The organism is Acetonema longum DSM 6540, from assembly GCF_000219125.1.
Classification (GTDB): Bacteria; Bacillota; Negativicutes; order Sporomusales; family Acetonemataceae; genus Acetonema; species Acetonema longum.
Genome location: NZ_AFGF01000294.1, coordinates 1 through 13,368 on the forward strand (window position 1 = coordinate 1; position 13,368 = coordinate 13,368).

At 54.7% G+C, this 13,368-nt stretch carries 12 protein-coding genes; 7 read left to right on the forward strand and 5 right to left on the reverse strand.

The annotated features are described in order from the left end of the window. Positions 1-89: 89 nt before the first annotated feature. From ALO_RS20400 to ALO_RS20420, 5 genes are all read left to right on the forward strand, one after another. On the forward strand, positions 90-293 hold the full coding sequence (locus tag ALO_RS20400) for a 4Fe-4S dicluster domain-containing protein (protein WP_004100157.1): 204 nt from the start codon (positions 90-92) through the stop codon (positions 291-293). A gap of 15 nt (positions 294-308) precedes the next feature. Then, entirely contained in the window at positions 309-1,382 is a 1,074-nt protein-coding gene (gene vorB, locus ALO_RS20405) for a 3-methyl-2-oxobutanoate dehydrogenase subunit VorB (protein ID WP_004100159.1), read from the forward strand. Between the two features lie 2 nt (positions 1,383-1,384). Next, complete coding sequence (locus ALO_RS20410) at positions 1,385-2,137, forward strand: thiamine pyrophosphate-dependent enzyme (protein WP_004100161.1); 753 nt, start codon at positions 1,385-1,387, stop codon at positions 2,135-2,137. Then, positions 2,134-2,664, forward strand: coding sequence for a 2-oxoacid:acceptor oxidoreductase family protein (locus ALO_RS20415; protein ID WP_004100163.1), 531 nt, complete (start codon positions 2,134-2,136; stop codon positions 2,662-2,664). Before ALO_RS20410 ends, ALO_RS20415 begins: the two co-directional genes overlap by 4 nt. A 161-nt stretch (positions 2,665-2,825) precedes the next feature. Further along, positions 2,826-3,245, forward strand: a complete 420-nt coding sequence (locus ALO_RS20420; protein ID WP_004100165.1) for a hypothetical protein — start codon at positions 2,826-2,828, stop codon at positions 3,243-3,245. Between the two features lie 36 nt (positions 3,246-3,281). On the opposite strand, the gene ALO_RS20425 is transcribed toward ALO_RS20420, so the two are convergent. The 5 genes from ALO_RS20425 to ALO_RS20445 all read right to left on the reverse strand — a co-directional run bounded on the left by ALO_RS20425 (position 3,282) and on the right by ALO_RS20445 (position 9,480). Beyond that, positions 3,282-4,055 carry a histidinol phosphate phosphatase gene (locus ALO_RS20425; RefSeq protein WP_004100168.1) on the reverse strand — a complete coding sequence of 258 codons (774 nt, stop codon included), beginning with the start codon at positions 4,053-4,055 and terminating at the stop codon, positions 3,282-3,284. 28 nt (positions 4,056-4,083) lie between these two features. Then, a complete protein-coding gene (locus tag ALO_RS20430; RefSeq protein WP_004100170.1) occupies positions 4,084-5,154 on the reverse strand; it encodes an AbrB family transcriptional regulator in 1,071 nt (356 codons plus the stop codon). 182 nt (positions 5,155-5,336) lie between these two features. Then, positions 5,337-8,000, reverse strand: a complete 2,664-nt coding sequence (ppdK, locus tag ALO_RS20435; RefSeq protein ID WP_004100173.1) for a pyruvate, phosphate dikinase — start codon at positions 7,998-8,000, stop codon at positions 5,337-5,339. Further along, positions 7,997-8,815: a pyruvate, water dikinase regulatory protein gene (locus ALO_RS20440; RefSeq protein WP_461781522.1), complete on the reverse strand. Its 819-nt coding sequence runs from the start codon at positions 8,813-8,815 to the stop codon at positions 7,997-7,999. Before ALO_RS20440 ends, ppdK begins: the two co-directional genes overlap by 4 nt. 29 nt (positions 8,816-8,844) lie before the next feature. Beyond that, positions 8,845-9,480 (reverse strand): helix-turn-helix transcriptional regulator, encoded by a 636-nt coding sequence (locus ALO_RS20445; RefSeq protein ID WP_040294065.1) that lies wholly within the window; start codon positions 9,478-9,480, stop codon positions 8,845-8,847. 523 nt (positions 9,481-10,003) lie between these two features. Here ALO_RS20445 and glgB point away from each other — a divergent pair. Both glgB and glgA read left to right on the forward strand, forming a co-directional pair. Then, on the forward strand, positions 10,004-11,944 hold the full coding sequence (glgB, locus tag ALO_RS20450) for a 1,4-alpha-glucan branching protein GlgB (protein ID WP_004100176.1): 1,941 nt from the start codon (positions 10,004-10,006) through the stop codon (positions 11,942-11,944). Beyond that, positions 11,941-13,368 carry a glycogen synthase GlgA gene (gene glgA / locus ALO_RS20455; RefSeq protein WP_004100177.1) on the forward strand — a complete coding sequence of 476 codons (1,428 nt, stop codon included), beginning with the start codon at positions 11,941-11,943 and terminating at the stop codon, positions 13,366-13,368. Before glgB ends, glgA begins: the two co-directional genes overlap by 4 nt.

The following is a 13,368-nucleotide window of genomic DNA, read 5'->3' on the forward strand; positions in this document are numbered from 1 at the left end:
TCAGGCGTTGCTCTTACCTTGCATCTGAACCTTTTTGAACGGTCCCAGATTCGAGGCCACAGGTGGATTAGAGAAAGGAGGAAGGCATCATGCCTAAGGTTGTTGTGTTAAGCGACCGCTGTAAAAGCTGCGGGCTGTGCGTTAAGATCTGTCCGCGTCAGGTTTTGGCTATCGGTGACAAACCCAATCCTAAAGGCTATTTTGCCGTTGCTGTTCAACAGGCCGACCAATGCATCGGCTGCGCTCTGTGCGGCACGATGTGCCCGGACGTGGCCTTAGAAATCTACAAATAGGGGAGGGGGGAGAACATGGAGAAAGTGTTGTTCAAGGGAAACGAGGCCATTGCCGAGGCGGCTATTTGCGCCGGATGCCGCTTGTTTTTCGGCTACCCGATTACCCCTTCCACCGAAGTGGTGGAATATCTGGCCTGGCATATGCCCAAGTCCGGCGGCACGGTGCTGCAGGCTGAGGATGAGATTGCCTCCATCAATATGTGCTGCGGTGCGGCCTATACCGGCGCACGGGTCATGACCGCCTCTTCCGGCCCGGGCATCAGCCTGAAACAGGAAGGTTTATCTCATGCCGCCGCTAATGAGCTGCCCATGGTTATCGTCGACATCAGCCGGGCCGGACCCGGCCTGGGAGGCTTGGGACCCAGTCAGGCCGACTATTTTCAGGCCACCAAAGGCGGTGGCCACGGCGACTACCGGCTCATTGTGCTGGCTCCGGCTAAAGTGCAGGAAATGTATGATTACACTATGGAAGCCTTTGATTTAGCCGATAGGCACCGCAATCCGGTTATGATCCTGGCCGAAGGCTTCCTGGGCCAGATGATGGAGCCGATTGAACTGAAAGCCAGACCCGGTACCGTCCTGCCTGTCAAGGACTGGATCGTTGACGGCTGCCGCAACCGGTCCCGGCGAAGGCTCACCAGCTACGGCCTGTCCAATGAGACTACCGAAGCCGCCTGTCTGCATCTGGAGGAAAAATATAACCGGATTCGTGCTGCCGAACAGAGATGGGAAGATTTCTACAGCGAGGATGCCGACTATATCATCGCCGCCTTCGGCACCTGCGCCCGCATCGCCAAATCCGCCGTCCTGCTGGCAAGGCAGCAGGGCATCAAGCTGGGCCTGGTGCGGCCCATTACCCTCTGGCCCTTTCCCGAAAAGGCATTTACGCGGCTGACGCAACAGCTGAAAGGGGTACTGACGGTGGAACTGAGCGCCGGTCAAATGGTGGAAGATGTCCGGCTGGCTTTGGCCTCCAGCTGTGTGCCGGTGGCATTCTACGGCCGTCAGGGCGGCATGCTGCCTACGGAGGAAGAATTGCTCCGCCAGGTCATACAAACATTTCAGCCGGCGCCGGGGAAAGGAGTGTAATCATGGAAAAAATATTTGGCAGACCCAGAGGTTTAACCGATCTTCCTTTCACTTACTGCCCCGGCTGCACTCATGGCATCATTCACCGCCTGATCGGGGAAGTCTTGGAGGAAATGGATATCATCAGTGATACCATCGGGGTGGCTTCGGTGGGCTGCTCCATGTTCACCCAGGAATTGTTCGCCTGCGATTTCGTCCAGTCACTCCATGGCCGGGCGGCAGCCGTGGCTACCGGTGTCAAACGCTCTCTGCCCGACCGGCTGGTGTTTACCTATCAGGGAGACGGAGACATTGCGGCGATCGGCACCTCTCATGCCATTCATGCCGCCGCCCGGGGTGAAAAAATCACCGTGGTCATGGTCAATAACGCCATTTATGGCATGACCGGCGGCCAGATGGCCCCCACCACCCTGGAAGGCCAGAAAACCGCCACCAGCCCCTATGGCCGGGACAAGGCGCTGGCCGGGTCCCCCGTCGATTTCCCCAAAACCATTGCCACTTTGTCCGGCGCGGTGTATGTGGCAGCCATGTCGGTGGATACCCCCGCCAACATAAAAAAGACCAAGCAGGCTCTGAAAAAAGCCTTTCAGGTGCAGCAGGCCGGCCTGGGTTTTTCCCTGGTCAGCATCCTGTCCACCTGCCCCACCGGCTGGGGCCTGTCGCCGGCAGACAGTCTTGATTGGCTGCGGGATAATATGGTGCCGGTGTATGAGATGGGTGAAATCAAAGCGACGGAGGAGGTGAAAGACCTATGATGGATACGGTTTTGCTGGCAGGCTTCGGCGGCCAGGGAGTCATGTTTCTCGGCAAGGTCCTGGCTTATTCCGGCATGCTGGCCGGGCGGGAAGTCTGCTGGATTCCTTCCTACGGGCCGGAAATGCGGGGCGGTACCGCCAACTGTTCGGTCATCCTGGCCACGGACGAGATCCATTCGCCGGTAGTGGAGATGGCCGATACCGGCATTGTGCTGAACCAGCCTTCCTATGATAAATTTCTCCCCCGGATCAAGCCAGGCGGCGCACTGGTGGTCAACAACTCCATCGTAGACCTGGGACGCGGCCGCCGGGACATTGACCTGATCTCCTTGCCGGCGGCTGAAATGGCCAATGACCTGGGGAATCCCGCTCTGGCCAACATGGTTTCCCTGGGGGCGCTGCTGTCGAAGCTCAAGATGATTGACCTGGCCGGGGTGGAAAAAGCCCTGGCCGCCATTATGGGAGAAAAACGCCCGGACATGCTGGAAATCAATCTGAGCGCCATTCAGCAAGGCATGAAAATATAGCGGGTGCAGTTCAAACCGGCGGTCCATAGGACTGCCGGTTTGAACGCTGTGACTATTTTTCAGCAGCGGTCATTGCTTTGTGAAGAACTTTATGTCATACTACTAGTAATAGTATGGCAGCCCTAAGATTTCCAATATTGCCTAACAATGGAGGTTGACTGATGCGGATACGCGTTCTATTATTGCTGATCGTTGGGTTATGGAGCTTCCCGGCTTCCGGATGGATGGCGGAAAAATCGGCGGATTTTCAGGCCGGTCAGAGATGGTCTTATACCTCGGAAGACCAATCCCAGTCGGTGGAATTAGTGATTCGCAGCTTTGACGTTGACGGCCAATCGGGTTGGGTACAGGTGACCATTCAGAAGTCAGGCGCCGATCCGGTCAGCATGGTCAACCAGGAAGCGCCGATTGACCTTGACCGGGGCGCCTATCATATCCGGTTCCTATGCAAACAGGACGGGCAGAATGACTACTATGACCTGATGATATTCAAACCCCGCAAAGGTACATTGCGCTGCGAGGTGTATCGCAACAGCCAAATGAGAATGGCTATGGGGCCTTTGACCTTGAAAGTGCAGTAGCAAATCCCCGGTCACCGCAATGTGCCCGGGGATTTCTTATGCCCTTACATATTCCATCCGTCTTTCTCTAAACTTTACCACCTTTAGCTGGCAGTGGTCGGCGATCGCCTGAGCCGTGGCTAAGCCACGGCCGATATCAGCGGCCTTATGAGCGTCAGAGCCGATAGTGACATAGCGTCCGCCCAGTTGATAAAAGCGTTGATACACCGGCAGAAGGGCATCAACAAATTCCTGGGATTGGAGGCGGCGGGTGTTGATTTCCATGGCCTTGCCCTTGGCGGCGACTAACTTCAGCACCTGATCGATATCGTCCTGGAGTTCATGGCAGTAGATTTCCGGATCGGCGTAGCGGGCATAACGGGCAATATAGTCGATGTGCCCCAAGCTGTCGACAAAATCATGGCAGGCCAGGCAATCCGCCATAGAGCTGAAATACTGGTGGTAGACTTCCTGTTTGCTGCGGGACAGATAAAAGCCTTCCTGATAAATGTCCATATTGTCCACTACATGGATGGAACCGATGCAGTAGTCAAAGGGGTAGCGTTCGATGATTTCCCGGTTGCCGTCCAGGCAGTCAGTGCGCATACCGATTTCAATGCCCAGCAGCAACGAGTCGCTGCGATAGGGACCGTAGCTTTGAAAATAAGCGTCTACATCAAAAGTAAAGGCTGCCGGTTCCGGATAAGCCAGATCCATGTGCTCGGTAAGCACGATGCCCAGCCCCAACTGCCGGGATTGGCCGACAGCCTCCTCCAGGGTCATCCGCGAGTCGGTGGAAAAGCGGGTATGCATGTGTGTGTCAAATATCATACAAGCCTCCTGTGATAGCATCAGACTATTAGAGTTCAGTCTCAGGTTTTGCTTTTCTGTCGTTCAGTAACCAACGTAATATGTAGGGAACGATAAACAGAATCACCAGCAGCCGGGACAGCTGATAAGCCGATACAATGGATAAATCCGCGTGTACGGAGGTGGCTGTAATGCCCATTTCGGTCATGCCGCCGGGGGCGGTGCCCAGAAAAGCGGTGATTAAGTCAATAGGATGGGTGACGGTCAGGAAATAGCCCAGGCCAAAAGAGAAGAGCACCACGCCCACTCCGCCGGCAATAGCATAAGGGAGAAGAATTTTCCAATTGCTGAGACCGGCAATTTCGATGGTGCTGCCCATAAATGCCCCTACGGTTAATTGAGAGATTAAAATAAGCCATTGAGGGAAAACCGGAGCGCTAACGCCGGATAGGACCAGGGCGGCCGTGAACAGCAGCGGCCCGACCAAAAAAGGCGTGGGAAAATGATAGCGGCTGGCTGTCCAGGCGCCGGCCGCCGAACCGGCTACATATAGCGGAATCAGATGAAGCGGGGTCGCCGTTGGCGCAGTCGAGGCAGACAGAGCTGCAACCGCAGCCGGCGATCCGCCGGCTACGCTGTGCACAGCGATAAACGGCACGATAAAGACGACGCACAGGAGACGGATGGTCTGCATAAAGCTTACCACTGCAAGGTCGCTCTCTTTGATTTCTTCCGACAATAAGACCATTTGCGTCAGACCGCCGGGGATACTGCCCAGCATGCTGCTGGCCAAGCCGATTCCTGCCCGCCGGGCGGTAATGGAGGCCGTCAGCAGGCTGAATCCGATGACCAGGCCGGTGGCCAGCAGCATGAACGGCAGCTGGAGAGCGATTTGCCTGGCAGTTTCCAGTGTGAAGGAACTGCCCATCAGGCTTCCCAGGATAACCGTACCGGCGTTGCGGATGTTGACCGGCCAATAAATCGGCCGCCGGGCGATGTTTCGCCAGAGCAGCACCGCGGTTAAAGGCCCCAGCATCCAGGGAAGAGGTATGGACGAGGCATAAAAGAGACAACCGCCGGCCACAGCCAGCAGAAAGGTCTTGATCAGTAATAATGGCATAAAGAAATGCACTCCTTGAGTTAACTTGATGATTCAGAATAGAATTTATGCATACTACTTACAGTTTACACAGATCACCCTTTGCCGGCAAGTTTTTCAGCATTAAAATCTATGATGGAAATGAAATCAGGCCCGGAAAGCTGTTCGAGGCTTTCCGGGCCTGATGATTCTTTTAGCGTATATTATCTGGTTCCCGTTGCTTCATTTTTAGCTACAGCCGCCTGAGCCGCCGCCAAACGGGCGATAGGCACCCGGTAGGGCGAGCAGCTTACGAAGTCCAGGCCGATCATATGGCAGAACTCCACGGAGGAAGGCTCGCCGCCGTGCTCGCCGCAGATGCCGATCAAGAGATCGGGTTTGACGCTGCGGCCGCCTTCTACGGCGATTTTCATCAGTTTGCCCACGCCTTTGCGGTCCAGGGCGATGAAGGGATTTTCCTTGAGGATTTTTTCATTGAGGTAATGTGTGAGGAACTTGCCTTCGGCGTCATCCCGGCTGAAGCCCAGAGTAGTCTGGGTCAGGTCGTTGGTGCCGAAGCTGAAGAAGTCGGAGGCCTGGGCCAGCTCATCGGCCAAGAGAGCCGCCCGGGGCAGTTCAATCATGGTACCGGAGGTATAATGGAAATGCACCTTGGCGCTGTTCATAATTTCCTGGGCAATTCTATCGATGCGCTCTTTAAAGAAATTCATTTCCGTCAGGTCAATTGTCAGGGGAATCTCCACCTCAGGCAAGACCTTGACCCCTTCCGCGGTCAGGCGGGCGGCAGCATTGAAGATGGCCCGGATTTGCATTTCATAGACTTCCGGGAAGGAAATCCCCAGGCGGCAGCCCCTGTGCCCCAGCATGGGGTTGAATTCATGCAGGCTGCGGACTTTTTTCAGCAGTTCTTCTTTTTGTCTCAGTTCAGCCGGATTTTTGCCGCTGACCCGCAGTTCGGTAGTTTCCACCAGCAGTTCTTCCAGGCTGGGCAGGAATTCGTGCAGGGGCGGGTCTAACAGACGAATACAGACAGGATAGCCTTCCATGGCCTTTAAGATGCCGTAGAAATCCCCTTCCTGTATAGGCAGCAAATGGGACAGAGCCTCCTGCCGGTCGGCTAGGGTCTCGGCCAGAATCATCTGCTGCACATAAGGCAGCCGGTCCTGGCCCATGAACATATGCTCGGTACGGGTAAGGCCAATGCCCTGGGCGCCGAATTCACGGGCTTTTTGCGCGTCCGCCGGCGTATCGGCGTTGGCCCGGACCCCCAGGCGCTTCAGTTCATCAGCCCAACCCAGGACCGCCACGAATTCCTTGGACAGGTCCGGGTCTTTAAGAGGAATGTCCCCTAAAATGACCCGTCCGGTGGAACCGTCAATGGACAGGTGGTCACCTTCCTTAAGGGTCATGCCGGCTACATCCAGGGTCTTGGTCTCATGATCGATCTTTAAGGCTTCGCAGCCGCAGACGCAGGGTTTGCCCATACCTCTGGCCACTACCGCCGCGTGGCTGGTCATGCCTCCCCGGCTGGTCAGGATGCCCTGGGCGGCGATCATGCCATGGATGTCGTCAGGGGTGGTTTCGGTGCGCACCAGGAGTACTTTTTTGCCGGTTTTGGCCTGGTGCTCGGCACTGTCGGCGTCAAACACCACCAGGCCGGAAGCTGCACCGGGAGAAGCCGGCAAGCCCTTGGCGATCACATTCAGCCTGGCAGCCGGATCGATCTGGCGGTGGAGCAGTTGGTCCAGCTGAGCCGGTTCCACTAAGAGGATAGCCGCCTGTTTGTCGACCAGCCCTTCCTGTACCAGATCGTAAGCCACTTTTACGGCTGCCTGGGCCGTGCGCTTGCCGTTACGGGTCTGGAGCATATACAGCTTGTTCTTTTCAACTGTAAACTCGATGTCCTGCATGTTCTTATAGTGCTTTTCCAGACGCAGGGCAATGTCGGCAAACTGCCGGTAGACCTCGGGCATCTCCTGCGCCAGTTCGGCGATGGGGCGGGGGGTGCGGATGCCGGCTACCACGTCTTCGCCCTGGGCATTGGTCAAAAACTCTCCATACAAGGCTTTCTCGCCGGTGGACGGGTTGCGGGTGAAGGCCACGCCGGTGCCTGAATCATTGCCCATATTGCCAAAGACCATAGACTGGACATTGACGGCTGTGCCCAGATCATGGTCAATCTTATTCAGGTTGCGGTAAATGATCGCCCGGTCATTGTTCCAGGAGCGGAACACGGCTTCGATAGCCATAGTCAGCTGCTCCATAGGATCTTCCGGGAAATCCCGGCGAGTCTTTTCTTTGACCAGGGCCTTGTATTTTTCAATAATGGCAGTCAGAGAAGCCGGGTTCAGTTCCTGGTCAAACCGGATCCCCTGTTTTGTTTTTTGCCGCTCCAGGATATCCTCGAACTCGTGCTTGGGGATCTCCAGCACTACGTCGCTGAACATTTGGATGAAGCGGCGGTAAGCGTCCAGGGAAAATCGCTCGTTATTGGTATTGCTGATCAAAGCCTTGACGGTCTGGTCATTCAGACCCAGATTCAGGATGGTGTCCATCATGCCGGGCATGGAGAACATGGCTCCGGAACGGACCGACACTAACAGCGGGTTGCGGTCACAGCCGAATTTCTTGCCGGCGGCCTTCTCCACGGCTGCCAGGTTCCTTTGCGCTTCGTCCATTAACCCTGCCGGCAGTTTTTTGCCCGAGCGGTAATACTCCTTACAGGCCTCGGTGGTAATGGTCATTCCCGGGGGCACAGGCAGGCCGATGTTGGTCATTTCGGCCAGATTGGCGCCTTTGCCTCCCAGGAGAGCCTTCATGTCGGCCCGGCCTTCCTGAAATAAGTAAACAAATTTTTTCATGCTCATATCCTGTTGGCTCCTTTACGAAAAATTTCTTCAATCCTGGCCGCTGTCTCTTCAATGGCCCGGTTGGTTACCTCGATGATCGGGCAGCCCAGTTTGCGCATAATTCGGGTGGAGTAATCAAGCTCTTCCAGGATCCGTTCCGGGTTGGCATAATCGCTGCCGGTGGGCAGTCCCATGGTTTTCAGGCGTTCCTGACGGATTTCCAACAGAAGGGAAGGCTGGATGGTCAGGCCAAATATCTTAGAAGAAGGCAGTTTGAATAAATCTTCCGGCGGTGAAACTTCCGGCACCAGCGGAATGTTGGCGGTTTTAAAGCCCCGGGTGGCCAGATACATGGACAGAGGCGTTTTGGAGGTACGGGAAACGCCGATGATGATGATATCCGCCTTTACCAGGCCGTTGGTCTGTTTGCCGTCATCGTATTTTACGGCGAAATCAATGGCCTCCAGCCGGCTGAAATAAGCCTCATCCAGTTTGCGCATCAGGCCCGGCTCGGCTTTGGGGACGGTATGAGTGATACGCTTTAAGACATCCAGCACCGGCCCCATCACGTCCACGCAGGGGACCCCCAGTTCATCCGCCTTATGGATGAGAGACTGGCAGAGATCTGGCCGGACCAGGGTGTAAACAATAGCGGCTTTGGCTTCGGCCGCCTCCAGGACAGCGTCTTCCACCTCGACAGAAGAACGCAGATAAGGTACGCGGCGAATATCCACCTTGCCAGAGTCAAACTGACTGGCCGCCGCCTTGACCACAACCTCTCCGGTCTCTCCCACCGAGTCGGAGAGTATATAGATGACGGGAATGTTTTGCAGCGTGATATTGATAAGAGGCGCCTCCTTTGCTAGTGGCCGGCTAATTGGACAAATAACCGTGTAATGTTGGTTTTGGTAAACCGGCCCACAACCTGGTATTTTTCCTCTCCGGCGTCATTTTGCACCAGATTGACCACCGGCATGGCATCCACCTGCTGCGTGATCAGTTTCTGGGCGGCGCGAAAGACGGATTCCTCAGGATGGGTGACAATTACATTGGGCATGCGGGTCATGACGATACTGACCGGCAGTTTGTTCAGGTTTTGTCCCCCCAGGGACTGTTTGAGCATGTCTTTGCGGGAGGCGATTCCTTCCAGATATCCGCCTTCCGAGACGATGATCAGCGACCCCACGTCTTCCATAAACATAGTGACAATGGCATCGTAGACCGAACAGCTTTCTTTGACCACCACCGGATGGGAATGGGCCTCGCCCACCCGGATATTGCCCAAAACGCCGGCGATTAAGTCTGATGGCGTTTTGCCTGTACAGTAATAGCCTACTTTCGGACGGGCGCCCAGCATGCCGCTCATGGTCAGAATGGCCAGATCCGGCCGCAGAGCCGCCCGGCTTAAGTTCAGTTTCTCCGCGATATGGGCGCCGGTAATCGGCCCATGGCGGTTCACGATTTCCAGGATTGTTTCTTGTCGTTTCGTCAGTTCGATAGAAAATCACCCTTTTTTGTTCAGAGTCATGGTTTTTATAAATATGCTATACTGATTCGAGGGTATTCCGGAAATATATTATACTATATACTGTGTAAAGGCAATAAATCCTTTTTTGTGCTATCCCGAATGTCGAAAAATTTATAGTAAAATCGATAGGGGCCAGAGGACTGTGTCGGCGGCAGTTCTTCTGAAAATAATGGAAACAGCATGGTATATAGTACCACAGAATAATAAGAGTTATGAATGTTTAACAAAGATTAATCCGGTTTTAACATGGAAGTCCCCCTTATATGGCATAATAAAATTGGACAAGAACTTTTCTTGTTCTTCTCCCTCCGCTGCCTGACTCTGTCGGGCAGTTTTTTTGTATATATTTAGGAAAAAGAAATTTTTTTAATTAAAAGGATTTCAGACCCTTATTTGTAGTATTTTACCATTTAGAATATCTGACAGATTTTCGGAATACATTAGTAAACGGTTGGTCCGGCGGCGGCCAGGACCGGGGAAAGGGGATATGCCGATGGCTGACACCGGTAAGAAGCTGTTAAGGGATGAGGATTTATATCTATTTCATGAAGGCCGTAATTTTAAAAGTTATCGGATGCTGGGAGCGCATCTTTGCGAGCATGAAGGGTGCCAGGGAGTCAGATTCGCCGTATGGGCGGCTCACGCCAGGGCCGTCAGAGTCGTTGGGAATTTTAATGGCTGGCAGGGAGACCTCCATGTGATGGAGCGGCAGGGGGATTCAGGCGTCTGGGCCTTATTTGTGCCGGGCTTGGGCGAGGGTGAAGTTTATAAATATGAAATCATTACGCCCCGGCAGGAAAAAATCATAAAAGCCGATCCCTTTGCCTTCGCCGCCGAGCTGAGGCCAAAATCCGGTTCAGTGGTGGCCCGGCTGGATGAGTATGTCTGGCAGGATGGGGATTGGCAGCGAAACAAGGGAACAGATCAGGGCCTATCCGGGCCCATGCTGATTTACGAGGTACATCTTGGATCCTGGCGGCGCAAAGACGGCGACGGCCTTCTGACCTACCGGGATCTGGCGGCTGAACTGGTAGACTACGCGGCGGACATGGGCTACACCCATGTAGAGGTCATGCCCTTGGCTGAACACCCTTATGACGGCTCCTGGGGTTATCAGGCCACCGGCTATTATGCCGCCACCAGCCGCTACGGGCCGCCTCAGGATCTGATGCATTTCGTGGATTGCTGCCACCGGCGGGGCATCGGTGTGATCCTGGACTGGGTTCCCGGTCACTTTTGCAATGACGGCCACGGTCTGAAAAATTTTGACGGAGAGCCGCTGTTTGAATGCGGCTGGGCCTGCCGGGCTGAGAATTATCAGTGGGGTACCACCAATTTTGACTTGGGCAAAACTGAAGTCCTGAGCTTCCTGATCTCAAACGCCGTTTTTTGGTTTGATCAATATCATATCGACGGTCTGCGGGTAGATGCTGTGGCCAATATGCTGTACCTGGATTATGCCAGGGAATCCGGCGACTGGCTGCCCAATCAGTATGGCGGCCGGGAAAATATAGAGGCCATTGATTTTATCCGCAAGTTGAATGAAGCTGTTTTTTCCTTCTTTCCGAAGGCCCAGATGTTCGCTGAGGAATCCACGGCCTGGCCCCTGGTCACCCGGCCTGCCTATGTGGGCGGTCTGGGCTTCAATTACAAATGGAATATGGGTTGGATGAACGATATGCTCCGGTACATGGAGACTGATCCGGTGTACCGAAAATGGGCACACAACAAGCTGACCTTTTCTCTGATGTATGCCTTTTCCGAGAATTTCGTGCTGCCGTTGTCCCATGATGAGGTGGTCCACGGCAAACGGTCGCTGTTGGATAAAATGCCGGGGGACTATTGGCAGAAATTCGCCAACTTGCGGGCTTTCTACAGTTATTTAATGGGTCACCCCGGCAAGAAACTGCTGTTCATGGGCGGGGAATTCGGCCAGTTTATCGAGTGGGATGAAAAACGCAGCCTGGACTGGCATCTCTTAGACTATGATATGCATGCCAAGCTGCATCGCTATGTGGCTGAACTCAACCGGTTTTACCGGGCTCATCCGGCCCTGTGGCAACAGGACACTACCTGGCAGGGGTTCTCCTGGATCGACTGCCATGACCAGGATCAGAGCGTGGTCAGCTTTCTGCGCTATGACCGGGCCGGACGCTATCTGATCTTTATCGTAAATTTTACGCCGGTGGTGCGCTATGACTATCGGATCGGAGTGCCGGCGGCAGGGAAGTATGAAGAAATTTTCAACAGCGACCGGGCGGAATACGGCGGTTCGGGCCAGGTCAACGCTCCGGTCCTGTATGCCGAGAAACAGGCCTGGCACAATCAGCCCCGCTCCCTGCTGCTGAAGCTGCCGCCATTGGCGGCTGTCGTCCTGCGCCCTCTCTCCGTTCAGACCACTCAGACCATTGCAAAAGGAAGTGATGAAGCGTGAAAAAAGTTCTGTTTGCCGCGGCGGAAAGCGTTCCTTTCGCTAAAACCGGCGGCCTGGCCGATGTGATAGGCTCCCTGCCCAAGGCGCTGCAGAAAGAAGGCTGGGATGTGAGGATCATCATGCCCCGATACGGCGATATTGCCGAGCCGTTTCGCCGGCAGATGCAGACTCTGGCCACTCTGACCGTGCAAGTGGGCTGGCGCAATCAGTATTGCGGCGTACAGACTCTTGTTTATGAGGGCTTAACCTTCTACTTTCTCGATAACGAATATTATTTTAAACGGCCGGGCCTTTATGGCTATTATGACGACGGGGAGCGGTTCGCCTACTTCAGCCGGGCGGTGCTGGAGGCTCTGCCGGTCATTGGCTTTCAGCCGGACATCATCCACTGCCATGACTGGCATGCCGCCATGATCCCGGTACTCCTGACCGCTCAATACCGGCAGCGGAAACAGTACCGGCGGATGAAAACTGTGTTTACGGTCCACAACCTGCACTATCAGGGGCACTTTCCGTATGAAGTACTGGGAGACCTTTTTGGTCTTGGTCATGAGCATTTCACCAACGAAACCCTGGAGTTTTACGGTATGGTCAACTTTTTAAAAGGCGGCTTGGTATATTCCGACCGTTTGACTACAGTCAGCCGCAGCTACGCCGCAGAGATCCAGACCCCGTTTTACGGCGAAAAGCTGGAGGGACTTTTGCAAAAGCGCTCTCATGAGCTGGCCGGCATTGTCAACGGCATTGATTATGAGCTGTATAACCCGGCGTCTGATTCGGCTCTGTTTGCCCGATATGACCGGCAGTCGCCGGAAAAGAAGCTGTTCAATAAGACCCGGCTGCAGGCTATGCTGGGGCTGCAAGTGTCCGAGTCCGTTCCTATGCTGGCAGTGGTATCCCGTCTGGTAAAAGCCAAAGGCATTGATCTGATTGCCCGGGTTCTGGAGGAGATCTTGTCCCGGGATGTACAGCTGGTAATCCTGGGAACCGGAGAAGAGAAATATGAAGGCCTGTTCCGGGTGGCGGCTCACCGCCATCCCGGGCAGGTGTCGGCTAATATTTTTTTCGACGAGACCCTGGCCCGGCGGATTTATGCCGCCTCCGATATTTTTTTGATGCCGTCTTTGTTTGAGCCCTGCGGCATCGGCCAATTGATCGCCATGCGCTACGGCAGCCTGCCGTTGGTGCGGGAAACCGGCGGTCTAAGGGATACCGTGCTTTCCTATAATGAAGCTACCGGGGAAGGCAACGGATTCAGTTTCACCAACTATAACGCCCACGACATGCTCCATACCATGGAGCGGGCAGTAAGAATGTATCAGGACCGGCCCCTGTGGCATCATCTAGCGGCCCAGTCCATGAGCCGGGATTATAGCTGGCAGAGCGCGGCCCGGCAGTATGTCACTTTGTACCAAAGTCTGTAG

Excerpts from the sequence above, each read along its gene's own strand:
- ALO_RS20420 (WP_004100165.1), top strand. The coding sequence starts at position 2,826 with ATGCGGATACGCGTTCTATTATTGCTGATCGTTGGGTTATGGAGCTTC.
- glgB (WP_004100176.1), top strand. The coding sequence starts at position 10,004 with ATGGCTGACACCGGTAAGAAGCTGTTAAGGGATGAGGATTTATATCTA.
- ALO_RS20410 (WP_004100161.1), top strand. The coding sequence starts at position 1,385 with ATGGAAAAAATATTTGGCAGACCCAGAGGTTTAACCGATCTTCCTTTC.
- ALO_RS20430 (WP_004100170.1), bottom strand. The coding sequence starts at position 5,154 with ATGCCATTATTACTGATCAAGACCTTTCTGCTGGCTGTGGCCGGCGGT.
- ALO_RS20425 (WP_004100168.1), bottom strand. The coding sequence starts at position 4,055 with ATGATATTTGACACACACATGCATACCCGCTTTTCCACCGACTCGCGG.
- ALO_RS20400 (WP_004100157.1), top strand. The coding sequence starts at position 90 with ATGCCTAAGGTTGTTGTGTTAAGCGACCGCTGTAAAAGCTGCGGGCTG.
- ALO_RS20415 (WP_004100163.1), top strand. The coding sequence starts at position 2,134 with ATGATGGATACGGTTTTGCTGGCAGGCTTCGGCGGCCAGGGAGTCATG.
- ppdK (WP_004100173.1), bottom strand. The coding sequence starts at position 8,000 with ATGAGCATGAAAAAATTTGTTTACTTATTTCAGGAAGGCCGGGCCGAC.
- vorB (WP_004100159.1), top strand. The coding sequence starts at position 309 with ATGGAGAAAGTGTTGTTCAAGGGAAACGAGGCCATTGCCGAGGCGGCT.